This is a genomic window from Mesorhizobium sp. P160219, assembly GCF_057786095.1.
In genome coordinates, this window is sequence record NZ_JBYNWG010000001.1 from 3133936 (window position 1) to 3157988 (window position 24053).

General features: G+C 62.0%; 24 protein-coding genes, 2 tRNA genes and 1 pseudogene. 17 read left to right on the forward strand and 10 right to left on the reverse strand.

Annotation, left to right across the window (positions count from 1 at the left end; genetic code table 11):
* The first annotated feature begins 153 nt into the window (after nt 1-153).
* The 4 genes and pseudogenes from AC3EMP_RS15125 (at nt 154) to AC3EMP_RS15140 (ending at nt 1065) form a co-directional block, all read left to right on the forward strand.
* Nucleotides 154-459 (forward strand): ETC complex I subunit, encoded by a 306-nt coding sequence (locus tag AC3EMP_RS15125; RefSeq protein ID WP_023670294.1) that lies wholly within the window; start codon nt 154-156, stop codon nt 457-459.
* Between the two features lie 60 nt (nt 460-519).
* A tRNA-Arg gene (locus AC3EMP_RS15130) sits at nt 520-596 on the forward strand.
* Nucleotides 597-718: 122 nt separating this feature from the next.
* Nucleotides 719-971, forward strand: a pseudogene (locus AC3EMP_RS15135) (HigA family addiction module antitoxin).
* A 35-nt stretch (nt 972-1006) separates the two neighbouring features.
* Nucleotides 1007-1065, forward strand: a tRNA-Arg gene (locus tag AC3EMP_RS15140).
* A 66-nt stretch (nt 1066-1131) separates the two neighbouring features.
* Here the strand turns inward: AC3EMP_RS15140 and AC3EMP_RS15145 are convergent.
* Nucleotides 1132-1512, reverse strand: a complete 381-nt coding sequence (locus AC3EMP_RS15145) for a hypothetical protein (RefSeq protein WP_023743836.1) — start codon at nt 1510-1512, stop codon at nt 1132-1134.
* Nucleotides 1513-1678: 166 nt separating this feature from the next.
* Here AC3EMP_RS15145 and AC3EMP_RS15150 point away from each other — a divergent pair, with 166 nt between their 5' ends.
* Both AC3EMP_RS15150 and AC3EMP_RS15155 read left to right on the forward strand, forming a co-directional pair.
* Complete coding sequence (locus AC3EMP_RS15150; RefSeq protein WP_352710018.1) at nt 1679-2014, forward strand: antibiotic biosynthesis monooxygenase family protein; 336 nt, start codon at nt 1679-1681, stop codon at nt 2012-2014.
* Nucleotides 2014-2904 (forward strand): alpha/beta fold hydrolase, encoded by an 891-nt coding sequence (locus AC3EMP_RS15155; protein ID WP_488494631.1) that lies wholly within the window; start codon nt 2014-2016, stop codon nt 2902-2904. The genes AC3EMP_RS15150 and AC3EMP_RS15155 overlap by 1 nt, the downstream gene beginning before the upstream one ends.
* A gap of 46 nt (nt 2905-2950) precedes the next feature.
* On the opposite strand, the gene AC3EMP_RS15160 is transcribed toward AC3EMP_RS15155, so the two are convergent.
* The 6 genes from AC3EMP_RS15160 to AC3EMP_RS15185 all read right to left on the reverse strand — a co-directional run bounded on the left by AC3EMP_RS15160 (nt 2951) and on the right by AC3EMP_RS15185 (nt 8624).
* On the reverse strand, nt 2951-3565 hold the full coding sequence (locus AC3EMP_RS15160) for a LysE family translocator (protein ID WP_352597532.1): 615 nt from the start codon (nt 3563-3565) through the stop codon (nt 2951-2953).
* Between the two features lie 107 nt (nt 3566-3672).
* Nucleotides 3673-4479 (reverse strand): ABC transporter permease, encoded by an 807-nt coding sequence (locus tag AC3EMP_RS15165; RefSeq protein ID WP_023743839.1) that lies wholly within the window; start codon nt 4477-4479, stop codon nt 3673-3675.
* On the reverse strand, nt 4479-5312 hold the full coding sequence (locus AC3EMP_RS15170) for an ABC transporter permease (protein ID WP_352597533.1): 834 nt from the start codon (nt 5310-5312) through the stop codon (nt 4479-4481). Before AC3EMP_RS15170 ends, AC3EMP_RS15165 begins: the two co-directional genes overlap by 1 nt.
* A gap of 21 nt (nt 5313-5333) precedes the next feature.
* A complete protein-coding gene (locus tag AC3EMP_RS15175; protein WP_352597534.1) occupies nt 5334-6449 on the reverse strand; it encodes an ABC transporter substrate-binding protein in 1116 nt (371 codons plus the stop codon).
* Between the two features lie 83 nt (nt 6450-6532).
* A complete protein-coding gene (locus tag AC3EMP_RS15180; protein ID WP_023754685.1) occupies nt 6533-7624 on the reverse strand; it encodes an ABC transporter ATP-binding protein in 1092 nt (363 codons plus the stop codon).
* A gap of 103 nt (nt 7625-7727) precedes the next feature.
* Nucleotides 7728-8624, reverse strand: coding sequence for a LysR substrate-binding domain-containing protein (locus AC3EMP_RS15185; RefSeq protein WP_352597535.1), 897 nt, complete (start codon nt 8622-8624; stop codon nt 7728-7730).
* An 83-nt stretch (nt 8625-8707) separates the two neighbouring features.
* On the opposite strand from AC3EMP_RS15185, the gene AC3EMP_RS15190 reads away from it, so the two are divergent.
* Together AC3EMP_RS15190 and AC3EMP_RS15195 are read left to right on the forward strand one after the other, a co-directional pair.
* The gene (locus AC3EMP_RS15190) at nt 8708-10309 is read left to right on the forward strand and encodes a zinc-binding metallopeptidase family protein (protein WP_352597536.1); all 1602 of its coding nucleotides are present in this window, start codon (nt 8708-8710) and stop codon (nt 10307-10309) included.
* Nucleotides 10310-10328: 19 nt separating this feature from the next.
* Nucleotides 10329-11261 carry a dimethylarginine dimethylaminohydrolase family protein gene (locus tag AC3EMP_RS15195; RefSeq protein WP_023693913.1) on the forward strand — a complete coding sequence of 311 codons (933 nt, stop codon included), beginning with the start codon at nt 10329-10331 and terminating at the stop codon, nt 11259-11261.
* Between the two features lie 324 nt (nt 11262-11585).
* Here AC3EMP_RS15195 and AC3EMP_RS15200 read toward each other — a convergent pair whose 3' ends face one another.
* The 3 genes from AC3EMP_RS15200 to AC3EMP_RS15210 form a co-directional block, all read right to left on the reverse strand.
* Complete coding sequence (locus AC3EMP_RS15200; protein ID WP_023752549.1) at nt 11586-11747, reverse strand: FCD domain-containing protein; 162 nt, start codon at nt 11745-11747, stop codon at nt 11586-11588.
* 237 nt (nt 11748-11984) lie between these two features.
* Complete coding sequence (locus AC3EMP_RS15205) at nt 11985-12407, reverse strand: hypothetical protein (RefSeq protein ID WP_023684778.1); 423 nt, start codon at nt 12405-12407, stop codon at nt 11985-11987.
* A 130-nt stretch (nt 12408-12537) separates the two neighbouring features.
* The gene (locus tag AC3EMP_RS15210; RefSeq protein WP_352597537.1) at nt 12538-13086 is read right to left on the reverse strand and encodes a cytochrome c; all 549 of its coding nucleotides are present in this window, start codon (nt 13084-13086) and stop codon (nt 12538-12540) included.
* A gap of 531 nt (nt 13087-13617) precedes the next feature.
* On the opposite strand from AC3EMP_RS15210, the gene AC3EMP_RS15215 reads away from it, so the two are divergent.
* The 9 genes from AC3EMP_RS15215 to AC3EMP_RS15255 all read left to right on the forward strand — a co-directional run bounded on the left by AC3EMP_RS15215 (nt 13618) and on the right by AC3EMP_RS15255 (nt 24049).
* Nucleotides 13618-15132, forward strand: coding sequence for a tlde1 domain-containing protein (locus AC3EMP_RS15215; protein ID WP_352597538.1), 1515 nt, complete (start codon nt 13618-13620; stop codon nt 15130-15132).
* A 208-nt stretch (nt 15133-15340) separates the two neighbouring features.
* Nucleotides 15341-16126 carry a ThuA domain-containing protein gene (locus AC3EMP_RS15220; RefSeq protein WP_352595897.1) on the forward strand — a complete coding sequence of 262 codons (786 nt, stop codon included), beginning with the start codon at nt 15341-15343 and terminating at the stop codon, nt 16124-16126.
* 102 nt (nt 16127-16228) lie between these two features.
* The gene (locus AC3EMP_RS15225; protein ID WP_023684783.1) at nt 16229-17287 is read left to right on the forward strand and encodes a Gfo/Idh/MocA family protein; all 1059 of its coding nucleotides are present in this window, start codon (nt 16229-16231) and stop codon (nt 17285-17287) included.
* Nucleotides 17288-17307: 20 nt separating this feature from the next.
* The gene (locus tag AC3EMP_RS15230) at nt 17308-17709 is read left to right on the forward strand and encodes a GFA family protein (RefSeq protein ID WP_023715108.1); all 402 of its coding nucleotides are present in this window, start codon (nt 17308-17310) and stop codon (nt 17707-17709) included.
* A 196-nt stretch (nt 17710-17905) separates the two neighbouring features.
* Nucleotides 17906-18571: a hypothetical protein gene (locus AC3EMP_RS15235; RefSeq protein WP_023670314.1), complete on the forward strand. Its 666-nt coding sequence runs from the start codon at nt 17906-17908 to the stop codon at nt 18569-18571.
* Between the two features lie 7 nt (nt 18572-18578).
* Nucleotides 18579-21257 (forward strand): OmpA family protein, encoded by a 2679-nt coding sequence (locus AC3EMP_RS15240; protein ID WP_031197149.1) that lies wholly within the window; start codon nt 18579-18581, stop codon nt 21255-21257.
* Between the two features lie 11 nt (nt 21258-21268).
* Entirely contained in the window at nt 21269-21763 is a 495-nt protein-coding gene (locus AC3EMP_RS15245) for a Rab family GTPase (RefSeq protein WP_023670316.1), read from the forward strand.
* Between the two features lie 3 nt (nt 21764-21766).
* Nucleotides 21767-22837 carry an adenylate/guanylate cyclase domain-containing protein gene (locus AC3EMP_RS15250; RefSeq protein ID WP_352710024.1) on the forward strand — a complete coding sequence of 357 codons (1071 nt, stop codon included), beginning with the start codon at nt 21767-21769 and terminating at the stop codon, nt 22835-22837.
* A 144-nt stretch (nt 22838-22981) separates the two neighbouring features.
* A complete protein-coding gene (locus tag AC3EMP_RS15255) occupies nt 22982-24049 on the forward strand; it encodes a cyclic nucleotide-gated potassium channel (protein WP_023693904.1) in 1068 nt (355 codons plus the stop codon).
* The last annotated feature ends 4 nt before the right edge of the window (nt 24050-24053 follow it).

Genomic DNA, 24053 nt, shown 5'->3' on the forward strand with positions numbered 1-24053 from the left:
TGACCATGACTTTTGATGCTACGCCAGTGTATCGGGCCGATGCCGCTGCCGAAGCGGCCTGGTTGCAGGCCGCTTCGGCCTTGCCGTCGGCAGTGTTGCACAGTATTGACTGAAATAAGGCGGCGCTACCGCCAACGCAGCTACGAGGTGCCCATGTCCGCGCGAATTTTCAGCCCAGCCAAAACCGCGATGCAGTCCGGCAAGGCCAAGACCGGCCATTGGGTGCTGGAATTCGATCCCGCCCAACGCAAGAAGATCGACCCGCTGATGGGCTACACCACATCGGGCGACATGCTGAGCCAGATCAGGCTGACCTTCGACACCAGGGAAGAAGCGGTGGCCTATGCCGAAAAGCAGGGGCTGGCCTTCCGTGTCGAGGAGCCGAAAGAGACCAAGCGCCGGCAGATTTCCTATGCGGAAAATTTCCGCTATGACCGCAGGATACCCTGGACGCATTGACCGGCGGTCAGCGCCTGGCACATAGACACCAGCCGGCCAAGATATCAAATGCCGGCCAGCGGTCCCGTAGCTCAGCTGGATAGAGCACCGGCCTTCTAAGCCGATGGTCACAGGTTCGAATCCTGTCGGGATCGCCAATTTTGCCGGGGGTCCATTCCGGACACATAGGTTACGGTTTGTACCTGGCATATGGGTAGCACTCTGAAGGTGTACGAACGGAAACAGAACGACCGAGCGCTGCCCTTCCCATCCTGGCGCGTTGCTCGACGACATCGTTCCCGCCACCGGCAAGACCAAGGTGGAAATCGCCAATCTGCTCTGAATCTCGCGCCCAGCAGCTCTACGATATCATCCGTGAGAAGAAGCCGGTATCGCCTGCCGTGGCCGCCCGCCTTGGCAAGATGTTCGGCGATGTTGCCGCGATCTGGCTCAGGATGCAGGCCGCGTATGATGCCTGGCATGCGGAGCGCGAAGTTGACGTTAGCGCCATCCCGACCCTGCATGCTGCCTGAAGGTAGGGCGCGTTCGCTGACGGCAGCGGTCCCGTAGCTCCGCCGGATAGAGCACCGGCCTTCTAAGCCGATGGTCACAGGTTCGAATCCTGCCAATAGTTTCAATACGTTAGGTGAGGCGTCGCGGCGCCGGAGACTGAAGGTCGTCCTTGTTAGCCATCTACCGGTAAAGTTTCGGGTATTTGGCCCTCTCGCTTTGGCAACTTGCCGATCTCTGGGCCGCCATTGCGAAAGCCCTCTCATAGGTATGGATGGCCATGTTGAACTTTCGGGGGTCTGGGGTCAGGTGTTTGTCCCGCCCATCATACAAAAGGACCGGGACGGCGAAAATTGCTTTTCCGTCTTCCGTTGGCCTCAACGCCGGACATCTTTGCCTTACGCCAACGAGGTCACCGGCCATTCTGGCGGCCAAATTTAACCTTGCATCGGACATCCGAGCCAGGAAGTTGATGTTTTGCTGTTCCCCTTGTCCGGCCGAGGCAGCCGACAATGCGAAGAAAATTCCTGCGGTGAATACAGCGAAAGCTAGACGTAGTTTCATTGTGCCCTCCCAAGTTGAGCACAAGAGAGCACGTTTGGGCTTGACAGGATAGCCGCGTGTCCAGTGCAAGTTACTGTACGGAACCTTTGCCATACGTCGACTATCAGCCAGTTGTGCGGCCAGTCAGGATAGTCGGAACGCGGCGCGCCTTCGGGTGTTATAGGAGATGGCACCGAAGACGCCCACCATTGCGCGCATCTGGCGCGGCAGGACCTTGCCCGACAAGGCCGATGCCTATGAGCGCTACAATTACGAGGCCGGCATCAAGCCGCTGATCGAGAAAGCGCTTGGCGTGCAGACCTTTCGCGAGGACACGCCGACACATTCGGAATTCATCACCATCTCCTATTGGGAGAGCGTCGAGGCGATGGCCGCCTTTACCGGCGGCGATCCGCAAAGCATCCACCATCTCGACCGCGACAAGGAGTTCCTGATCGAATTGCCGAAGGGTGTCCAGGTGCTGCGAATCCGTTCCAGCCACGGACTGGTTGGCGGCAGCTGATGTTTGCGGGCTTTGACGCCAGGACCGTTCAAATGGAGGAGACATCGATCTTCGTCAGGGCCGGTGGCTCAGGGCCGCCGCTGCTGCTCCTGCATGGCTTTCCCGAAACGCATGTGATGTGGCGCGACATAGCGCTGGCCCTGGCATCGCACTTCAGCGTGGTTGCCGCCGATCTCAGGGGCTACGGCCAAAGCGGCTGTCCAGTCTCCACTGCCGATCATGCCGCCTATTCCAAACGAGCGATGGCGCGCGACATGGTGCAGGTTATGGACGTTCTCGGTTTCGACCGTTTCATGGTTGCCGGCCACGACCGTGGCGGTCGCGTCGCCTACCGGCTGGCGCTCGACCATCCCGAAACCGTGTCGAAAGTCGCCGTTCTCGACATCGTCCCCACGGCCTCCGCCTGGGATCGGGCCGATGCCAGGCTGGCGCTGGCCTTCTGGCCATGGAGCCTGCTCGCCCAGCCGGAACCGCTGCCTGAGCGCCTGTTGTCCGCAGCACCCGACGCAGTTGTCGACAATGCGATCGCAGGCTGGGGCTCGGCTCCAGATGCTTTTCCCGCTGAGGTCAGGGCCGCCTATATCGAGGCGCTGCGTGATCCCGCCCATGCCCACGCCATCTGCGAGGAATATCGCGCCGCCGCAGGCATCGACCGCGAGCACGACGCGCAGGACCAGACTAATGGCTGTCGCATCAGATGCCCGCTGCTTGCGCTCTGGAGCGGCGAGGGCGGGTTAGAGAACTGGTATGCGGAGGAGGGCGGCCCGTTGGCGATCTGGCGGCAATGGGCTGATAACGTCGGAGGCGGCTCGGTCAAGGGTGGGCATTTCTTCCCGGAAGAGCACCCCGGAGACACGGCTGCAAGGCTGTCGAGATTCTTCGCAAGCTGACTGCGGGCCGATTGCTAAAATCCGGGCCTGTGTGTTCCTGTGTCGACTATCTCAGATGGCCGAGGGATTGCAGGATCAAAGTGCTCGAAAGACCAAGCAGGGCGATACCGTAAAACCGGTCGATCCACACGGCGTTTGGCCCAGCCAGAAGCCTTGCAGCCCGCGCGCCAAGGGCTGCGTAAAACGTCAGCACAAACACATCGGCAAGCGCGGCGATAATGGCCAGGATTCCATACTGGATCGCGATCGGCTCATCCACGCGGACAAAATGCGGCAGGATCGCGGGGAAAAGCAGCCAGGCCGCCGGATTTGTGACCGCCACCAGGAAGCAGCGCCCAACGAGTGCCTTGGCTGAATGGCGTGTTTCGGGAAGGTTAGGGTTGAACGAAGGTCGGGATGCGGTGCGCAGGGTACCGATGGCGACGAAAAGCAGATAGCCCGCGCCGAACATCCTGAGAGCCGAGAGATAGAATTCCGAAGCCAGCAGAAGAGCGCCGAAGCCCAGCGCGACGATGCTGATAAGAATGAAATCAGACAGTACGACGCCGGCCATGCCGAGAAACGCGCGTCGAAAACCGTAGCGGGAGCCGTTGGTGATGGCGAGCACGACGTCCGGTCCCGGAACCGCCATTCCGAGCACCGACACGAAGGCAAATGTCACCAGCGGCAGGTTTCCCATGACGCCGCGTAATGTACCCGGCGCTCACCGTCCGTAACGCCCTTCACACAGCGGCTTGGCTATCGCCGATTGTTGTTGGCCACCTTGGCTCAGTGCCCGCCGCGCATCTTCACCACCACAGTCCTCACCGCCAGCACCAGCACAGTGATGATGATCAGGATCACCGAGAGCGCGGCGATCGCCGGGTCGATGTTGTCGCGCAGGCCCATCCACATCAGCCGCGGCAGCGTGATGGCGTTGACCGAGGTGATGAACAGGGTGACGCCGATCTCTTCCCAGGACAGCACGAAGGACAGCAGCGCGGCGGTGACGATGCCGAACCTGATGTTGGGCATGATGATGCGCGTGGCGCGTTCCCACACGCCGGCGCCAAGGCCGCGCGCGGCAAGGTCGATGCGGCGGTCGAGCTGGCTGAGCGCGACCAGGATCAGCACCGTGGCGAAAGGCACCGTCATCACCGAATGCGCCATGGCGACGCCGAGCCAGGTGTCGTAGCCGAAGAACGAGCTCATGCCCGAGATCGACGTCAGCAGGAAGTAGAGCGTGATCGCCGAGACCACCGGCGGCACCACCATCGGCAACAGCACGAAGCCGACAAGGGCGGCGGTAAATCGCGGCTGGAACATCCAGGCGCCAAGGCTGAAGCACAGCGCCAGCACGGTGGAGATGACGCTGCTGACGATGCCGATGCGGATCGACAGCAGGATGGCGTCGAACCAGCGCGGATCCTCGATCAGCGCGCGGTAGTGGCGCAGCGACAGTTCGCCCGTCGGCATAGCCAGCATGCGGCTTGGCGTCAGCGACACCGGGATGACCGCCAGCAGCGGCAGCAGCAGGAACAGTGCCACCAGCACGGCGAGGATCAGCGAGACGGGACCGGGGCGATAGGTCGGCATCAGATCAGTTGCTTCGGTCTGACATAGCGGAACAGCAGCGCCATGAGCGCGCCGACGAACAGCACCAGCACGACGCTGATCGCCGCACCCAGTCCCCAGTCGGGACTCTGGAAGATGCGGAGATAGATCAGCTCGGCGATCATCACGCTGCGGCCGCCGCCGAGGATCGCCGGCGTGACGAAGAAGCCGAGCGAGAAGACGAACACGATCATCGCCGAACCGATGATGCCGGAGCGCGTCATCGGCACGAACACGGTCCAGAAGGTGCGCATGCGGCTGGAGCCGAGCCCGCGCGCCGCGAGCAGCACGCGCTCGTCGAAGCTGCGCATGGCGGAGGCCAGCGGGAACACCGCGAAGGGAATGAGGAAATGCGTCATGCCGACGATGACGCCGAACTCGTTGCGCACCAGCGCCAGCGGCTCGGAGATGAAGCCGATCGATTGCAGCCAGGTGTTGATCAGGCCGCGGTTGGACAAAAGCGCCACCCAGCCGAAGGCGCGGGTAAGCACCGAGATCCAGAAGGGGACGAGAATGCAGAATTCAGCGATTATGCGCTGTGCCGGGCTGCCGCGCACCCACACCATGGTGATGGCGTATGCCGCCGCCACGGAAATCACGGTGACGATCAGCGCGATGCGCAGCGTGCGGATGAACACAGACTGCACCAGGGCATCGGTGGCGAGCGCGCCATACTGGCCGAGCCCCGGTGTCGGCAAGGTGACGCTCCACTTGACGACGCCGAGGAACGGCCAGGCGTAGGCCAGCACAAGGAACAGCAGCAGCGGCGCCATCAGCACCGCCGCGCCCATCCTGTCGGAGAGGGTGCCTCTCATCGAAGCTCGTGCCCGGCCTGGTCAGGCCGAGATGATCTTGGTGTATTCGTCGAGTGCTGCCCCGTAATTCTTGGCGTACCAGTCCATGTCGAGCGCGATCTGCTTCTTCATGTTTTCGGGATCGACCGGGTTGATGCGCTTCTTGTCGGCGGGGATCAGCGCATCGGCGGCCGGATTGGCCGGACCCTGTCCGAGCTTGTCGAACATCACCAGTTGCTTTTGCGGATCCTGGGCGCTGGCGATGAACTTCATCGCTGCGTCCTTGCCGCCGGGGTTGCCCTTGAGCACGGCCAGCGCGCCGGGCGAAATCAGGCCCTGATCCCAGATGAACTTGATCTTGCCGCCGGAATCCTGCTCGATCAGCGAGGCGCGGGTCGACCACACGATCGCCATCGAGGCTTCGCCGTTGAGCAGCACGCTCTGGCTTTCGGCGCCGCCGCCCCAATAGGCCACGACGTTTTCCTTGAAGGCGGCGATCTTGTCATGCGCGCGCTTCAGGTCGAGCGGGTAGAGCGAGGCCGGCGCGATGCCGTCTGCGAGAAGTGCGGCTTCCCAGCTCGACACGCCCCATTTGTAGAGCGAGCGCTTGCCCGGAAACTTCTTCACGTCGAAGAAGTCGGCCATGCCGGTCGGCGCGTCCTTGCCGTATTTCTCCGAGTCATAGGCGATGACGTAGGAGAAGAAATAGGTCGAGGCCGCGTATTCCCAGCCGAAGCCGTCGCGCATCTTCTTCTTGTCGACGACGGCGTAGTCGATCGGCTCGAGCGCACCCTGGGCGCCGAGCGTGATGGCCGAGAACGGGTCGACATCGACGAGATCCCAGGTCGGCGCGCCGCTCTTGAACTGTGCGGCAATCGCGCCTTCGGTCGGGCCCGAACCGTCCATCTTGACGGCGATGCCGGTCTCCTTAGTGAAGGCCTGGCCATAGGCGGCGTCATAAGCGGTGAGGGCATCGCCACCCCAGTTGACCAGCACCAGTTCCTTGGCCTGCGCAAACGCGCCGGTCGAGCGCAGCAGCATCGGCGTGCCAGCCAGCACGAAGGCTGCAAGCTGGGTGAATTGCCGGCGCGAAATCTCGCCGCGCACAGCCCGGGCGGATAGCGCGTCCATGGCTTGTTTTTTGCTTTGGTCTGTCATTTTAGTTCCCCTTTTTCGTTGTTGGTTCCGGTGGTTATGGCGCGCTCCAGATTCTTTGCTGGAAGACTTCGCCGTTCTCGTCGTCATCCTCCGTCCGGAAGGAGGAAACCCTTTTCCGCCGGCCAGGTCAGCCAGACGGAATTGCCTTTGCTCAGCGCCGCCGCCGCGACCTCGTTCGGCACCGAGACGGTCACCTTGGCGCCCTGGCGCGTCGTCAGATCGAGTTTGGTCGCCGCACCCAGATAGGTCGAGCCGATGGCGGTGGCGGCGATGCCATTCTCGCCGGCGGCGGCTTCGCGCGCGATCGACATATGCTCGGGCCGGATCGCCAGGATCGCATCGCCATGGACTTTCTCGGCCTTGCAGAGCATGTTGACCGCGCGGTCCTCGCAGAGGCCCGTCGAGCCATTGTCGGCGGGCTTGACCCCCTTCAACGGCAGCATGTTGATCTCGCCCAGGAACTCGGCGACGAAGCGGTTGGCCGGCCGGTCATACACCTCGTCCGGCGCTCCGACCTGCAGCAATTTGCCATGGTTGAAGATGGCGACGCGCGACGACAGCGCCAGCGCCTCGCTCTGGTCGTGGGTGACGAAGACGAAGGTGGTGCCGGTCTCCTGATGCAGCCGCTTCATTTCGGCCTGCATCTGGCCGCGCAGGCCCTTGTCCAGTGCCGAGAAGGGTTCGTCGAGGAGCAGCACGCCGGGTTCGAACACCAGCGCGCGCGCCAGTGCCACGCGCTGCTGCTGGCCGCCGGAAAGCTGCGCCGGCAGTTTCGTCTCATGGCCCTTCAGCCCGACGCGCTCGATCATCTCGGCGACGCGGCGTTTGATCTCGGAGGCCGATTTCTTGCGCACCTTGAGCGGGAAGGCGATGTTGGCCTCGACCGACATATGCGGAAACAGCGCATAGCCTTGGAACACCATGCCGGCGGCGCGCTGCTCTGCCGGCCGATCGGTGATGTCGAAACCGTCGCTGAAAAGCTTGCCGGCGGTCGGTTGCACGAAGCCTGCCAGGATCATCAGGAAGGTGGTCTTGCCCGAGCCGGAGGGGCCGAGCAGCGTCAAAAACTCGCCACGGCCGATATTGAGCGTCAGGTCGTCCAGCGCCCGGAACGAGCCGAAGCTCTTGCCGATCCCGATTGCCTTGATCTCTGCGGCCCGGCCGGGTTGCTGCATCCTGCCTCTTCCTTGGTCGTAGCTTGAGCGTAGGGCAGGGCCCCGGCTCACCGCAACCGAATAGTTTTCGCCTGATCGGCAAATTTGATTCACGGATGGGAGGCTAGTACGGGCTGATCCGGTTCTCCGACAGCTTCGACCTCAACCACCCATTGAATGCTTCCAGCACCGGGTGGCTGGCCTTGGCATGTTCCGACACCAGGAAATACGAGCGCGGCGAGGGGATCGCGATATCGAAGGGGCGCACCAGACGGCCTTCGCTCAGCGCCCGGCGGCTGGTCAACTCGTCGCCCATGGCGATGCCCTGGCCGGCGATCGCCGCGGAAAAAACGAGGTTCATGTCCGAGAAGAAGATGCCGCCTTCGGTGTCGGGGTTTTCCACCTTGGACAGCGCCAGCCAGCGCGCCCAGTCCTCGGTGTCGCCGAGATGCAGGAGATTGGCGCGCAGCACGTCGGCCGGTTTTGAAAAGCCGCCGACCTTGTTGAGCAGTGTCGGGCTGCAAAGTGGCGTGAACGAGATTTCGCACAGCAACTCCACCGAGCGGTTCGGCCAGTTGCCGACGCCGAAGGCAATGAAGGCATCGGCGTCCGGATTGCTGACATCGTCCAGCCGCCGCGGCGTCAGGATCGACAGCGCCACATCCGGATACATTTGCCGGAACTCGCCGATATGCGTGCATAAAAACAGAGAGGCGAAGCCCGGCGTGCAGGAAACGGCGAACGAACCGCCGACGCCCGTGCCGGCCTGGCGCGTCACCGCATCGCCGAGCACCGTCAGCGCCTTTCTCACATCGGCGGCATAGCGCTGGCCGCGCGGTGTCAGCGCCACGCACTTGCCGATGCGCTCCAGCAGGTCGAAGCCGAGGTCGCGTTCGAGCAGCCGCAACTGATGGCTGACGGCGCTGCGGGTCAAATGCAGTTCATCGGCTGCGCGCCAGACACTGCCGTGACGGGCAAAACTGTCGAGGGCGCGCAGCGCCTGTGTGGAAGGTATTCGCAAGAGGCCTCAGGTGAACCGAATTTGCATGAACCGGAAAAACATATCACTTTTTGCAATGCCGCTTCACTGCTTTCTTGGGCCGCATGGAGAAACCGGTGACGACCTCGGCGCAAGCCACCGCGCTTGCCTGTCTCGATAGCATCCAGCCGTCGCTGTCGGCGTGGACGCGCACCATTTTCGATTTCGGCGAAACAGCCTGGCGCGAATACCAGTCGGCGGCCTGGTATGTCGCGCGGCTGAAGCATGAGGGCTTTTCGGTCGAGGAAGGGTCGGCCGGCATGCCGACCGCCTTTTGCGCCCACTGGACGAACGGCCCGGGGCCGACCATCGGCATGTACGGCGAATACGACGCCGTGCCCGGCAACTGCCAGGACGCGGCAACGGTGAAGCGATCGCGGCCGGGCCTCGGCAGCGAGGCCGGCGGCCACACCGATCCGCATTCCGGGCTTGGCATTGCCGGCCTCGGCGGACTTCTCGCCACCAAGGCGGCAATGCAACGCCACGGCATCGAGGGGACGTTGCGCTTCACCGGCGAGCCGGCCGAGAAGGTCAGGGGCTCGAAGCCGATCCATGCGGCCAAGGGCTACTATGACGGCCTTGCCGGCATGATCTCGTTCCATCCCTTCTATATGCTGCCGCTCTGCAACACGGCGCGTTGGGACACGCATTGCGGCGCGGCCTACGCGATGATCTACCGTTTTGTCTGCGACGAACCCGAAAACTGGGTTCGCGCAAGCGATGGCGCGCCGATCCCGCAGGCGCATTCGGCGGTGCGGGCGCCCGGCGCCAACGACGCACTGATGACGATGTACATGGCCTCCAAGGCACTGCGCGATTCCATGCTACCCCACCAGGGCGGCTGGTCGATCAGCGAGGCGATCCTCACCGCCGGGCAGGCGACCGCCGACAATCTGCCGGCGGGGCTGGCCGAGATCCAGTACATGATCCGCGTGCCGACCATTGCCATGGCAGAGCAGGTCACCGCGGTGCTCGACCGTAATGCGGCCGCGGCCGCGGCGATTAGCGGTTGTCGCTATGAGCGCCATTGGGTGTCGAAGTCGCGGCCGGGCCTCGCCAATCACGCCATGGCAGGGATTGCCTATGAGGCGCTGTCCACCGTTGGCGCTCCGAACTGGGACGAGGCGGCGAAAGCGATCGGTCGCGAGGTCCAGGTCAATGCCGGCGGCACCGCGACCGACAACCCTTTCATCGACGAGATGGAGCGGCTGGTTGCGCCGCAAGAGGCCGAGGCAATCCTGCGCCGCGATTTGCCTCCGTCGCAGATCAACTCGACCTCCGACGACTACACCGACATGTCGTGGCACACGCCGACCGCACGCTTCTATGTCGCCCGCCCGGCGCTGCGCTCGGCGAATGGCCATGCCTATCCATCCTGGGCGATGAACGCGCTGGGCGGTATCTCGGCCACCATCGACCCGATGGTCATTTGCGCCGCCAAGACGGTTGCGCTTGCAGCCCTCCGCCTGCTCGAGGACAAGTCCGCGCGCGATGCGGCCATGGACGAATTCGTCACCCGCACTGGCGGCGGCGTCGGCGGCTCGAACTGGATCGCGCCGCTTTGCGACTATGACCCGCCGATCAATTTCCGCTGGCCGGAATATGTCACCACCGCGCGCGGACGCGATTGGTGGATTCCGAGCAGCCAATCCAATCAAGCTGCATAGTCAAATCGAGGAGAACCTTATGACCGTCCATGACCGCATCGTCGCCGAACCGTTCTCGCTGCAGCGCCGCAATCCCGCCGGCGGCACCAAGCCGCTGACATCATGGGGCTTTGCCAATGAGACCGACGTGCTGACAGACGTGTTGCTCGGCTCGCCAAACTTCCTGCGCCACCTCTCGACCAGCTCGCTCTCGCGCAAGCATTTGCGCGAAGCGCCCTGCAACGTCCAGATCGCGCAGGCGCAGCACAAGGACCTCGTCGCCGCCTACGAGCATTTCGGCGTCAACATCCACTGGCACGAGCCGACGCCGGAACTGCCGATGCAGGTCTATTCCAGAGACTCCAGCGTCATGACGCCCTACGGCGCCTTCATCACCGCCATGGCCAATTGGTGGCGGCGCGGCGAGAACTATGCCGCCATCCGCACCTATGAAAAGCTCGGCATCCCCATCTACGACATGGTCACGGCTGGCACCTTCGAAGGCGGCGACTTCAACGTCATCGAGGAGGGCGTGGTGCTGATCGGCTGCGGCGGCGCCCGCACGCAGGAAGAGGGCGCCCGGCAGGTGCAGGACTGGTTCGAAAAGGAAGGCTGGGAAACGCGCCTCGCCTTCATCGACGAATACTATGTCCATATCGATCTGATGGTGGTGCCGATCGCTGAAAAGCTCACCGCGGTGTGCCTCGCCTGCACCGAGCCCGGCATTGTCGACTGGCTGAAGGGCAAGGGCCACGAGATCATCGACGTGCCCTTCCAGGACACGATGGCGCTCGGCTGCAACTTCATGTCGCTGGGCAAGGACAGGGTCATCGCGCCGACGTCGAGCCAGTCGCTGATCGGCCAGCTCAAGGCACGCGGCTTCGAGGTTGCTGCCGTCGACATGAGCGAGATTTCCAAGACCGGCGGCGGCATTCACTGCATGGCGCAGGCGCTCAAGCGCGAGCCGGCGTAAGGGCACGAATTGCCGCCGGGACCTGTGACGGACTGCTGCCAGATTTGACAAAACAGGCCCGGCAGAGGAAATTGATGCCGTTAGAGGAGGGATTCTGTGAAGAAAACTTACGAAAAGCCGAGTCTGGCCAAAGCCGGCAAACTCGGATCGCTGGTTGCTTCAAACCCGTCGAAGCCCGCCCCCTGAGCGCAACCAGCCGCTGAGGCCGAAATTCGGTCGTCCTGGTTATCGACGACCGGATCGCGCTGTATGATTGAAGGGAGCCCGCCGGCTTTGAACGGCGGGCTTTTTGCTTTGCGCCAGAGCGCTGCCGCGTCTGCCGGGCTAGTCCAATCTGCCCGAACCTGAATTGAACTTGCGCCGGGCGTTTTCCAGATGCGCCCGCATCGCTTGGCCGGCCGCTTCCGGGTCGCGGCGCTCGATCGCCTCGAACACCGCCTGGTGGCCGGCAAAGCTCGTGCGGTTTTCGATCTCCGTATTGGCCACGTGGATGCGCTGATTGATTAGCCATTCGACCTAGCCGTTGATTGTGAAACCAAGCCAGCTTCCCCAAAAGATCATGCCCAAACAAAGCCATAGCGCGAAGACCACATGCGCGCCGTTCCCGCCCGCCCGGCGATCAGGGAGTGGCTGGCGTGAGATGGCCGCGCTGACGACGGAACGAGATCGCCTCGTCTGGCCGGCCGGACTCGCGACGGCGTGGTCCGGCCGGAATTCCATCTGCTATGCGGGTATCAATACGGCGATGCGATGCACGCCGACCTCCTTGCTTGTATTCGTCGCTTCATCGGTCTTGCCCTTGGAGCAGGTGTACATATCACCCGTCTTGAGCTTGAATTCCTTGTCCGCTTTCTTGATCGTGAATGCACCTGAGGTAATGGTGCACACCATGTCGTTGTCCATCACGGTTTGAGGAGCATGTGCTCCGGGCTGAAACACAACGTCGATAATGGCGATGCTCTTGTAGGCGGGAATGTCTGCATTGCCGGTGCCGACCTCCACCACCCTGACACCGGGCGCAATCTCCTTGCCCTCTTTCGGGCCGTATTTCTTGATTTTTGCCGATGCCGCCAAGGTGAACAAAGGCGCTACCGCGGCGGTCGTCAGACCGAGGGCAATTGCAGACCTGCGATTCATGGTTTTCATTGCATCCTCCCGATGCTCGTCATGCATGGATATGCACGATCCTCGATATATTAGCACAAACGAATTTACTTGTATGCAAAGTGGCTGTGGCGCAGGCCAGCAAGGAAATGCTCCGCCGGATAATGTTGCTTCACTGTACCTTTTGCCGGAATTTCGAATGACAGGTCGAGCAATCCTGCAGGATGAGATGCAGGATATGCTCCGCCGGCAGTTTGGTCGGATCGGCTTCCTCTGGAATCGAGTGCTTGCCGAGCAGGCTGCCGCCGCGCATCGCCAGGCCGGTGCCCATGCGCATGTCATCGGTGATGACGGCCGGCGCGCTTTGGGCCTTGGCGGCCAGCGCGCGCGCCAGCGCCCCGATATGATTTGCCAGCGCCTCGAATTCCCGTGACTGATCGATCACCAGCCTAGCCTGCGAAGGCGGTCCAAGCGAGCCGCTGGGAAATTCGGCAATCAGGGCAGGGCCGGTGCGCGCGCGCAGCGTGTCCGCAGCCGCCTTGAAGGCTGCCGCGTCATAGGCTTGCCTGCGGTCGAACATGCCGGCAATGGTTTTCGCAGCCGCCGCCATCTCCTTCATCGACGCCTGGCGGGCCGCGACGATCGGTCCGCTGCCGACGGAGGCGGCCATCGTAAGGGCACAGACCAGCCACAGCAGCGCCGCTTTCACAGTCCATCTCACGGCGCCATGTCCTTGCCCCATCCATCCGTGATCAGCCAGCCGCAGCAGGGGTTCGACCTGCAGTCGGATTCTTCGGTCGTGATGCCGGTTCTCATCGGTAAATTTCCGTCGCCGGAGGTCTCCGTCTCTAATCAGATAGACCTTCCAGCCACCGGAAGGTCAACTGATTGAGAAGGCCGATCAGCGGGCAATCAGCACAGGCTTGCAGCAGGCTGACGCAGCGTTTCCTTGACTTGGATCGCAAAAACGGGCAGCAAGGCGGGGGTGAGGGAGAGCATTTCTACCGTGGCGCAGACCACGGAGTGCTCTTTTTTTCGTATCAGGCGCCGCATAATCGGTGGCTGATGGAGGGATTGGTTAACCAACTTTGTCCATCTTTTGATTCAATCGGCAACAGACGCGAAAGGTGCAGGGGGCACCAGCGAACTGTGGATGTCACGGATGCGAGGGTCGCAAGCCTGCATGCCGATTGAGAGTGGTTGTATGGCGTTTTTGCGTTTGAAAGACCGGGGCGACACTCCTGAACGGGGTTTGACTTCGAAGAGATCCGGCCAGCGCTGGGTGGTGGTGCCGGTTGTCGGCGCGGCCTTGGCGCTGTGGTCGGTGGCAACCATGGCCGGCCTCTATTCGCTCGGCACCTCGCTCACCGCCGCTTCCAACAGCCTTCCGCGCAGTCTGCTTCTGCCGAACGCAGCACTTGCCGATTCGCGCCGCAGCCTCGCCAATTCGTGGGCGCCTCGGCTTTCGGCGCAAAAATTACAGACCTCGCTGCTCAGCCAATGCGACGCCGGCTGCGCGCATGCCGCCGCGAACTTCGCGCATGACGGCAAGATGGCGCGGCTGAAGCCGGCCGCGCACGCTGTGGCCCCGAGCAGTGTCGCCTCAAACATTGCGCCAAACACCAGCGTCGCTCTCGCCACTTCGCGCGGCATGCGCTTCGACGGCGTGGTGGCCAAGGCAGAGCTGTCGCCGCAAAAGCTGGCTGCCGCCTTCGCCAAGGCCTCGAATGCGCCCTTCATGCTTGCCAGCCTTCCGGTCGCTGCCCGTTTCGCCGAAGTCCGGCTGCCCGATCAGCATGGCCCGGCCTCGGAACGCTTTGGGCCGGAAGTGGCTGAGATCGAACGCTCGTCGCGCCTGGCGCTGGCGCTGGCCAACAGCTTGCCGGAAGACGCTGACATGCTGGCCCCGCCGCCGGCCGTTGAAGCAATCGCCGGAGGGCAGGATCCTGAGCAGGCCGAGGTTCAGGTCGCTTCGCTGCCGCCGCAGGACGATCTGCCCGACAACATTGCGTTGCCCGGTTGGCGTCCACGCGCCGAAACCGCTCAGCCTGCCGAGGCTCGGCAAGCCAGCAAGCCCAGGGCAGCCAAGCCACAGACCGACAGGACGGCCGAGAGCCCCGCACCCCAGTCGCCGGGCAATTCGTCGCCGCGCTCGCCACGCAGTACTTCGGAGGTCGCCGCACTGCCTGGCGTGCCAGACAGCCAGAGCATCCAATCAAGCCGGATCAAGCCTGGCAAACGGTCGAAGACACAGGCCGGCGAGATGCTGGCCTATGCCAAGCCGGACGTCCCGGCGGGCGGTGTCGGTCGCGCCTTCAAGGATCTGTTTGCCACGCCCGGAATGGGCGGCGGCGTCGCCGTCTACGATATCTCGGCCAAGACCGTCTACATGCCGGACGGCTCGCGGCTGGAGGCCCATTCGGGGCTGGGTTCGATGGTCGACCAGCCGCGCTTCGTGCACAAGAAGAATGTCGGCCCGACGCCGCCCAACACCTATGATCTGCGGCTGCGCGAATCCCGCTTCCATGGCGTCGAGGCGCTCCGTCTCACTCCCGTCAGCGGCGGCAACAAATACGGCCGCGACGGCCTGCTCGCCCACACCTACATGCTGCGCGGCGGCCGTGCGGAATCCAATGGCTGCGTCGTCTTCAAGGACTACGCCCGCTTCCTTGCCGCCTACAAGAAGGGCAAGATCAAACGCCTCGTCGTCGTGCCGCGCCTGACCAAGCCGCTGACGCGGGTCGCTCAGGAAGGCCGGGGAGCGTAAGGCAGTAGGCAGTAGGCAGTAGGCAGTAGGCAGTAGGCAGTAGGCAGTAGGCAGTAGGCAGTAGGCAGTAGGCAGTAGGGCCCAGGAGCGTCCATCGCCTGTTGATTGTTTTTCTGCCCCTATTGCCTATTCCCCACTGCCTATTCCCTTTTCACCCCCAGGCAGACTATGAGTGACCCCTGCGGGTCGGCTTCACCACGAGGACATCATGACAATACGCGCTGTCGTTTGGGGCGAGAACATCCATGAGCGGACCAATGAGGTGGTCGCAGCCCTCTATCCCGAGGGCATGCACACGACCATCGCCAAGGCGCTGAATGCCGACAAGGCGATCTCCGCCTCGACCGCCACGCTCGAGCAGCCGGAGCACGGCCTGCCGGCCGACCGTCTGGCCGAGACCGACGTGCTGGTCTGGTGGGGCCACAAGGATCATGGCGCGGTGGCCGACGAAGTCGTCGAGCGCGTCGCCCGCCGGGTCTTTGAAGGCATGGGGCTGATCGTTCTCCATTCCGGTCATTTCTCGAAAATCTTCAAGCGGCTGATGGGCACGCCCTGCACGCTGAAATGGCGCGAGGCGGGTGAGCGCGAGCGGCTCTGGGTGACCAGTCCCAGCCATCCGATCGCCGATGGCGTCAGCGAATATTTCGAGCTCGAGAATGAAGAAATGTATGGCGAACAGTTCGCCGTGCCGGAGCCGCTGGAGACCGTCTTCATTTCCTGGTTCCAGGGCGGCGAGGTATTCCGCTCCGGGCTGACCTATCGCCGCGGCGCCGGCAATGTCTTCTACTTTCGCCCGGGCCACGAGACCTATCCGACCTACCACGACGCCAATGTGCACAAGGTGCTGCGCAATGCGGTGAAGTGGGCGCACAACCCGCAAGGCACCAAGTCGGCGATTCTCGATGCGCCGAATGTGCCTGTCGACAAGGCGCTGGAGCCGATCGTCGAGCGTGGTGGCAAGCTGCACGCCTCGGGCGAGGCCGGCTTCCGCTAAAGCAAAATCCAGGAAAAGGCGTAGCGGCTTTCCGCATGGGTTTGCCTAGAGCCCATCCGCGCCATATGATTGAATCGAACCAATTCGCTCGGAGTGCAGAAAATGCGGCTTTTGATACTGGGAACCGGCTGGATGGCGCAGGAGCATGCCCGCCGCTTCGGCGGTATCGACGGCGTCGAGATCGTCGGTGCTGTCGACGTCGATGAAAAGCGCGTTGGCGAATTTGCCGACGGGTTCAAGATACCGAAGCGGTTCACATCCCTGGAAGACGCGCTGGCGTGGGGCGAGTTCGATGCGGTCGCCAACGTCACGCCCGACCGCATTCACCACCCGACCACCATGGCGCTGATCGCGGCCGGCAAGCCGGTGCTGTGCGAAAAGCCGCTGGCCGAAGACTTCGGCAAGGCAAGCGAGATGGCCAAAGCGGCTGAGGCCGCCGGCATCGTCAACATGGTCAATCTCACCTATCGCAATGTCGCTGCCTTGCAGAAGGCGCGGCAGATGGTGCTGGCCGGCGAGATCGGCACCGTCCGCCACGTCGAGTCCTCCTATCTACAGAGCTGGCTGGTCTCGAAATTCTGGGGCGACTGGCGCACCGACCCGAAATGGCTGTGGCGGCTGTCGCGCGACCACGGCTCCAACGGCGTGCTCGGCGATGTCGGCATCCACATCCTCGATTTCGCCAGCTATGGCGCCGCACTCGACGTCGACCACGTGTTTTGCCGGCTGCGCACCTTCGACAAGGCGCCAGGCAACCGTATCGGCGAATACGACCTCGACGCCAATGACAGCTTCGCCATGACGCTGGATTTCTCCAACGGCGCCTTTGGCGTCGTTCACGCCAGCCGCTGGGCGACTGGCCACATCAACGAATTGCGCCTGCGCATCTATGGCGACAAGGGCGGCATCGAAGTCGTGCACAATCTCGAGGGTTCGGAACTGAAGGCGTGTGTCGGCGAGGATATCGAGAACGCCAAATGGCAGGTGCTCGACGCCGGCACGGTGCCGACCAATTACCAGCGCTTCGTCGATGCGGTTCGCAGCGGCGTGCAGGCCGAGCCTTCATTCCACCATGCCGCCGAACTGCAGAAGGTGCTGGATCTAGCCATGGTTTCGGAACAGAAGCGGACGGAACTGAGGGCCAGCGCCGATACGCAGTGATGTGAAGGGAGGAAGAAACAATGGTCACGCGCCGCGCGCAATGTCTCTGCGGCCAGCTTTCAGCCGTCTGTTCGGGCGAGCCGGTGCGCATCTCGGTCTGCCATTGCCTCGACTGCAAGCGCCGCACCGGCAGCGCCTTCAGCTACAATGTCCGGTTTGCGCAAGCTGATGTATCGATCGAGGGGCGGGCGAAGCAGTTCACGCGCGCTGGCGACGAGGGCGGCCGCGTCATCTACAATTTCTGTCCGGAGTGCGGCGCCGCCGTCCACTATCGCATCGACACGCAGCCCGGTGTGATCGCCATTCCCGTCGGCGCCTTCGCCGACCCGTCGTTCCCGCCGCCCTTCCAGTCTTTTTACCACGAAAGCCGTCGCTGTGAGTGGGTCGAGATCAATGCCGAGCCGCTGGCGACGTTCGACTGAAGACCGCTTTTTGGATACGCGAAACCGTCCGCACGCTCCGCGCCTTCAAGAGGGCATCGCCCCTGATTGCCATTGCCGGGCCGTTAGCCATCGCGCTCGGCTGCCCCATGAATAGGCATAAGTCAAGACGAATCCGGCTTGCGGCCCGATTGCTGACATGCTTACCTGACGGCATGTGTTCAATGGGGGTATATGGATGGCTAAGGAATCTTCGAATTCCGCTTCTTCAGAAAAGAAGGCGGACGTAAATCTGATAGGTAACACAGAAGGAAACGGGCTGAACTTCATGGGAGTTCAGGCCCGCGAAAACGGAACCGCCGGCGACGCCGTCGGTGTCGACAAGATCCGTGACCTGCTCTTCGGCAACCAGATGCAGGACTATGACCGCCGTTTTTCCAAGCTTGAAGAACGGGTGTTGCAGCGCTTCAAGGATGTCGAGTCCGAGGCCAAGCGCAATCTCGAAATGTACGAGTCGAATGCAAAGAAGCAGATCGATTCGCTTGCAGGGCAATTGCGGAGCGAAAAAGATTCACGAGCCGATGCCGACAAGGAGATCGACCGGAATCTTCGCGAGCAAAACCAGGCTCTTGAAAAGCAGGTGCGCACGTTGTCGGATCAGTTGAGCGCGCTCGAGCGCGACGTTTCGGACCGGATAAATCGAAACGATCATTTGCTGCGTGAGGAAATCAAGCAGAAGAATGAAGGCGTTCAGATGCTGATCGAGAAGATGTTTGCCGACCTCAGCAACGTCAAGACCGACCGAAATCTTTTGGCTGGCCTGTTTGTCGAGGTTGCAAAATGTCTCAATCAGGATCCCGTCGGGAGCAAGAGCAACTCGGACCGTAGCTGGAAAGTGAGTTGATGGGACCTTGACGTCCACCGTCGACCCATTCAACCTTCCGCAAAGAACAGCCTCGAACGATACAGAGATTGATCGCGAGGCTCTGGCTCGTCTTTTGATCGAAATTGCCCGGAACGTTGATCCGGACTACCGTGCGCAGTTCGAGGCGGTTCCAACCGCCGATCCGCGCATGGAAACGCTGCGGCAGTTGCTGGTCAGCCGCGAAATCTCGGAGCTTTCACGCGTCACGCATCTGCTCGACGAACCCGAGCAGCTTGCGGCGGCCGTGGGCGACGTTCTTCCCAGTGCTGCCGGACGAGCGCCTTACGCGCAACTCGGCGAGGCGCTTGCGCCAGCTGTCGAACGGGCTGTGCAACGGTCGATCCAGAAGAGCCCGCGCACGCTGACGGACATATTGTACCCGGTGTTTCTGCCGGCAATTCGCAAGTCGATCGGCGAAAAGATCGACCAGACCTTTCAGTCGCTGAATGAAACTCTAAGGCACATATTCACCTGGCACGGGCTCAAGTGGAGACTTGAAGCCTGGAGAACAGGGGCAAGCTTCTCGGCAGTTGTTCTGAAGCATTCCCTTGTCTACCGTGTGGAACATGCGTTTCTCATTCATCGGAATTCCGGCCTTTTGATAACGCATGTAACGGCCGACAATGCAACGAGCGAAGATCCTCAGCTCATTTCTTCGATGCTCAGTGCGATTCAGGATTTTGTAAAAGACTCATTTAACGAGAAAGAGCAGAGCGGCCTGGACACAATCCGTTTCGGCGAGCTTCGTCTCTGGTCGGAAGTTGGACCGTTTGCGACCCTGGTTTCGGTGATCCGGGGAAATCCGCCGGAGGAATTGCATGAAATCGTTCGCGATGTGTTGCTTCGCATCCATGAGGAAAGCTCACAGGCCTTAGAGCAGTTTGACGGCGACGGTTCGCAGCTGGCCAGCGTAGAGGCGCAGTTGCAGACCTGCGTCGAGCTGAAGCAGGAGGAATCAAACGACGGATTTCCGTGGCTGGTGGCGGCCGTTGCCCTGCTGCTTTTGAGTCTGGCAGGCGGTTGGTACTTTCTTTCCTGGCAATCAGCGCAGCGCTGGCAGGCTTACGTGTCGCGCTGGCAGGCTTACGTGTCGCGAGTGGAGGCCCAGCCGGGCATCATCGTTGCCGAACAGCAGGTACGCGATGGCCAGTTCTATATTGCCGGCCTGAGGGACCCGCTTGCCGTCGACCCGCAGTCGCTGTTGTCAGGCACGGGAGTCGATCCGGCCGGGGTTCATTCGCAATGGCAATTTTATCAGAGCCTTGAGCCGGAGTTCGTGCTGAAGCGGCTGACGGCGTCGCTGGCTCCGCCGGATTCAGTGCGACTTTCGATTGTCGATGGCCGCATCGTCGCCGAGGGTGAGGCTCCCGACACCTGGATCAGCCGGGCGCGCGCGGCGGCCCAGCAGCTTTCGGCAGGCGGGCCGGTCTTCGATATCTCGGGGGTTCGTGACGTAAGTCCCCAAGTGCGCGAGGCGGAGCGCTGGCACGCCTATGTGTCGCGACTGGAGACCCAGCCGGGCATCATCGTTGCAGACCAAAAGATAAGCGACGGCCAATTCTATATTGCCGGCCTGCGAGACCCGCTTGGCGCCGATCCGCAGTCGCTGTTGTCGGGAACAGAGGTCGATCCCGCCCGGGTTCATGCGCAGTGGCAGTTCTATCAGAGCCTTGAGCCGGAGTTCGTGCTGAAGCGGCTGACGGCGTCACTGTATCCGCCGGAAACAGTACGACTTTCGATCGTCGATGATCGCATCGTTGCCGAGGGTGAGGCTCCCGACACCTGGATCGATCGCGCGCGCGCGGCGGCCCGGCAGCTTTCGGCAGGCGGACCCGAATTCGACATCTCCAAGGTTCGTGACGTGAGCCCCGAAGCACGCGCGGCGGAGCACTGGCAGTATTATGTGTCGCGACTTGAGGCCCAACCGGGAATCATCGTCGCCCAACAAACGGCGAGGGGCGGACATTTCTATATTTCCGGCTTGAGAGACCCGCTTGCCGCCGACCCGCAAGCCCTGCTGTCCGGAACGGACGTTGATCCTGCCCGCGTTCATGCACAGTGGCAATTCTATCAGAGCCTTGATCCGAAGTTTGTGGTGAAGCGGCTGACGGCGGCGCTGTCCCCGCCGAAAACCGTTCAGCTCTCGATCATCCAGGGTCGCATTGTGGCCGTGGGTGAGGCTCCTGCCGGCTGGATCAACCGCGCGCGGGCCGCCGCTGAACAACTTTCGGCGGACGGAGTGGTTCTGGATGTCTCGCAGCTGCGTGAGCTGAACCTCGCAGAACTTAATCATTTGAGGCAGGCGATCCAGACGACCGATATTTTCTTCTCTTCCGGCAAGGTTGTGCCGGGACCGGAGCAGACGCCGGTTCTCGACAGGTTGGCGGATCAAATAAAGGAATTCGCCCAGAGTGCCCGCAATTCCGGCGTAACGGCGCGGTTCATGTTGACCGGGCATTCGGACACCACGGGCCGTGAGACGGCCAACGCGTCGATCAGCGCCGCCCGCGCCGAGACAGTTCGTGCGCTTCTCAACAAGCGCGGCGTTGCTCCCGAACTGCTGCTGGTTCGGGGCGCGGGCACTTTTGAGCCGGCTGTACCTGAAAACAGTCTAACCGGTAGCTCCACCAATCGCCGGGTTTCGATTACGGTAAACCTGGACTAGCGGAGCCCAACATGTTGCAAAAAAAGATCTGCATGCTGGGCGGCTTCGCCGTCGGAAAGACGAGTCTGGTCCGCAGGTTTGTGCAGAGCATCTTCTCAGAAACCTACTTGACCACCGTCGGAGTGAAAATCGACAAGAAAAGCGTCGCGCTCCCGGACAAAACCGTGGATCTGATTTTGTGGGATTTGGCCGGCGAGGACGATATCGGCTCATTCCGCGTCAGCTATGTTCGAGGTGCAACCGGGCTCGTGCTAGTCGTCGATGGAACCCGCGCTGCTACTCTTGCCGTGGCACTCACGCTGCGCGAACGGGTCGAGGCCGAATTCGGCGCCATGCCGTTCGTATTGCTGTTCAACAAGTCCGATCTGGCCGATCGGTGGGCGATATCGGATGGTGAGATCAACGAGTTGAGGCAACGTGGATGGCAAATCTATCTAACAAGTGCGCTTTCGGGCGAGCAGGTCGATGACGCCTTTCGTCAACTTGCCTTGATGGTCACCAAATAGACCATGCATGAATTGCCAAAAGAAGTCAGAAATTGGTTTTTCAATTTCTTCTTCGACGGGCACGCTGTCGCTTATCTGAAAATCGACGCTGAGCTTTGCATAGCTGCCAAGGGCGGTAATGTTGAACATTACGGGCTGTCATCGCTTCGCATCGGCAAGCCTGTTGCGGAGCAGCTTGAATTCATGGAAGGTTTGCTGCCTTGCCCGGAGCTTCCGTTTCGCATGGATATGGTTGAACTGCCCCGCGGGCGTGTCGCCGACCTCCATTTTTTTGCTGACAATGCGTTCGTGTGGCTGCTTTTTCTGGACGCCACTGCCGAACGAGACAACAGGCAGCGGCTTCAACAGAAGGCCTATGAAATGACGCTCCTGCAAGAGAGGGAGCGTCAACTCAACGAAAAATTGCAATCGACGAACGAGGCACTGAGAAAGAGCCAGGAGGGATTGGCGCGTGAATACCAGCGCGCCGAAAACCTGCTCCTCAACATTCTCCCGGCGTCGATCGCGGAGCGATTGAAAGCGCAAAAGAAAATTGCCGACAACCACGCAGAGGTGAGTGTGCTTTTTGCCGACATCGTCGGTTTTACGGAACGAGCGCGCAGCGTCGGAGCGGTGACGACGCTCGCTATTTTAAACTACTTCTTCAAGGCGGCGGATCGGCTCTCTGAGCGATACGGCTGCGAAAAGATCAAAACAATTGGCGATTGTGTGATGGTGGTCGCCGGCCTGCCCACGGCGCGATCCGATCATGCAAAGGCCCTCACGCGCTATGCGATTGAGCTGCGCAAAGCGGTCAAGCGGGAACGCTTCGCAGGAGAACCGATAAGGCTGAGAATTGGAATTCACTCAGGACCGATCGTCGCCGGCGTCATAGGCAAGAGGCGGTTCGCCTACGACCTGTGGGGTGAGACCGTTAATCTCGCCTCACGTATTCAAACGTCCGCGGAGCCCGATGAAATCCGTATTTCCGATGCAACTTGCCAACTGCTTGGACCGAAATTTGCTTGCGACCCACTCGAGGAAACGGAATTGCGCGGTGCGGGTCGCGTGCGAATGTGGCGGCTCCCGAGCTGATCCGTCGCCTGCGGTGCGACCGTGGAGCGCCGATAGCGGCGCCCGAAAGCCATTGGCGTGACCTGATCTTGCGATCGCAAAGCACCCTTTGCGCTTGCCCGGAAGGCCTCTATTCTGGAGCACAGTGGCCGCTGGTGGGATAGAATGTCGGTACTGCCTTTTCTGAGAATCTACGCACCGCTAAATGCGGTGCTCGCTGCGCCTGGGCTTCTGGCGGTGGCTGCGCTCACGATGCCGAACATGTCCGGACGAAGCAGACTGGCTCTGGCTGCCGTGCTCGCTGTCATTTGGGCCGCCTATCTTCTGCAGATGGCCGAGACCCTGCTCAAGCGCTGGGCGGGAGACCTTCGGGACAGGACGCCGGCAATCGCAATCGATGTGCTCGCGGTTTTGGTTCCACTCGCCGCATTCCTGCTCGACGGCACGCCCGACCGCAGCCTCTACTGTGCTGTCTGGCTGCTGAAGCCGCTGCGCGACTCGACGTTCTTCCCGCTGCTTGGCAGGGTTCTGGCCAACGAAGCGCGCAACCTGGTCGGCGTCACCACGGTCTTCGGCCTGGTTCTGTTCGGTGTCGCACTTGCGGCCTATGTCATCGAGCGCGACGTCCAACCGGAAAAGTTCGGCAGCATCCCCGAGACAATGTGGTGGGCGGTGGTCACGCTGTCCACTACCGGCTATGGCGACGACATTCCGCAAAGCTTCGCCGGCCGCGTCCTTGCCGGGGCTGTCATGATGTGTGGCATCGGCATCTTCGGGCTCTGGGCCGGCATTCTTGCCTCCGGCTTTTATCAAGAAGTCCGTCGCGAGGATTTCGTCCGCAATTGGCAATTGATTGCCGGCGTTCCGTTGTTTCAGAAGCTTGGCCCGGCCACGCTGGTCGAGATCGTGCGCGCGTTAAGACCCCGCACGGTGCCGGCGGGCGCCGTGATCTGCCGCAGCGGCGAGACCGGCGATCGGATGTTCTTCGTCGTGGAGGGCCGCGTCAGCGTCGCGACGCCGAACCCGGTGGAGCTTGGCCCTGGCGCCTTCTTCGGCGAGATGGCGCTGATCAGCGGCGAACCGCGTATGGCGACCGTCACTGCCGCAACTTCTGTCTCACTCCTGTCGCTGCACGCGGCGGATTTCCAGATGCTGTGCAGCAGCAGCCCGGAAATTGCGGAAATCATCCGCAGGACAGCGCTCGAGCGGCGCGGCGCGGCGCCGGTGGCTTGACCGT

Excerpts from the sequence above, each read along its gene's own strand:
- AC3EMP_RS15235 (WP_023670314.1), top strand. The coding sequence starts at position 17,906 with ATGGCTAAGGAATCTTCGAATTCCGCTTCTTCAGAAAAGAAGGCGGAC.
- AC3EMP_RS15170 (WP_352597533.1), bottom strand. The coding sequence starts at position 5,312 with ATGAGAGGCACCCTCTCCGACAGGATGGGCGCGGCGGTGCTGATGGCG.
- AC3EMP_RS15205 (WP_023684778.1), bottom strand. The coding sequence starts at position 12,407 with ATGAAAACCATGAATCGCAGGTCTGCAATTGCCCTCGGTCTGACGACC.
- AC3EMP_RS15225 (WP_023684783.1), top strand. The coding sequence starts at position 16,229 with ATGCGGCTTTTGATACTGGGAACCGGCTGGATGGCGCAGGAGCATGCC.
- AC3EMP_RS15245 (WP_023670316.1), top strand. The coding sequence starts at position 21,269 with ATGTTGCAAAAAAAGATCTGCATGCTGGGCGGCTTCGCCGTCGGAAAG.
- AC3EMP_RS15230 (WP_023715108.1), top strand. The coding sequence starts at position 17,308 with ATGGTCACGCGCCGCGCGCAATGTCTCTGCGGCCAGCTTTCAGCCGTC.
- AC3EMP_RS15165 (WP_023743839.1), bottom strand. The coding sequence starts at position 4,479 with ATGCCGACCTATCGCCCCGGTCCCGTCTCGCTGATCCTCGCCGTGCTG.
- AC3EMP_RS15195 (WP_023693913.1), top strand. The coding sequence starts at position 10,329 with ATGACCGTCCATGACCGCATCGTCGCCGAACCGTTCTCGCTGCAGCGC.
- AC3EMP_RS15180 (WP_023754685.1), bottom strand. The coding sequence starts at position 7,624 with ATGCAGCAACCCGGCCGGGCCGCAGAGATCAAGGCAATCGGGATCGGC.
- AC3EMP_RS15155 (WP_488494631.1), top strand. The coding sequence starts at position 2,014 with ATGTTTGCGGGCTTTGACGCCAGGACCGTTCAAATGGAGGAGACATCG.
- AC3EMP_RS15125 (WP_023670294.1), top strand. The coding sequence starts at position 154 with ATGTCCGCGCGAATTTTCAGCCCAGCCAAAACCGCGATGCAGTCCGGC.
- AC3EMP_RS15150 (WP_352710018.1), top strand. The coding sequence starts at position 1,679 with ATGGCACCGAAGACGCCCACCATTGCGCGCATCTGGCGCGGCAGGACC.
- AC3EMP_RS15250 (WP_352710024.1), top strand. The coding sequence starts at position 21,767 with ATGCATGAATTGCCAAAAGAAGTCAGAAATTGGTTTTTCAATTTCTTC.
- AC3EMP_RS15145 (WP_023743836.1), bottom strand. The coding sequence starts at position 1,512 with ATGAAACTACGTCTAGCTTTCGCTGTATTCACCGCAGGAATTTTCTTC.
- AC3EMP_RS15255 (WP_023693904.1), top strand. The coding sequence starts at position 22,982 with ATGTCGGTACTGCCTTTTCTGAGAATCTACGCACCGCTAAATGCGGTG.
- AC3EMP_RS15175 (WP_352597534.1), bottom strand. The coding sequence starts at position 6,449 with ATGACAGACCAAAGCAAAAAACAAGCCATGGACGCGCTATCCGCCCGG.
- AC3EMP_RS15190 (WP_352597536.1), top strand. The coding sequence starts at position 8,708 with ATGGAGAAACCGGTGACGACCTCGGCGCAAGCCACCGCGCTTGCCTGT.
- AC3EMP_RS15220 (WP_352595897.1), top strand. The coding sequence starts at position 15,341 with ATGACAATACGCGCTGTCGTTTGGGGCGAGAACATCCATGAGCGGACC.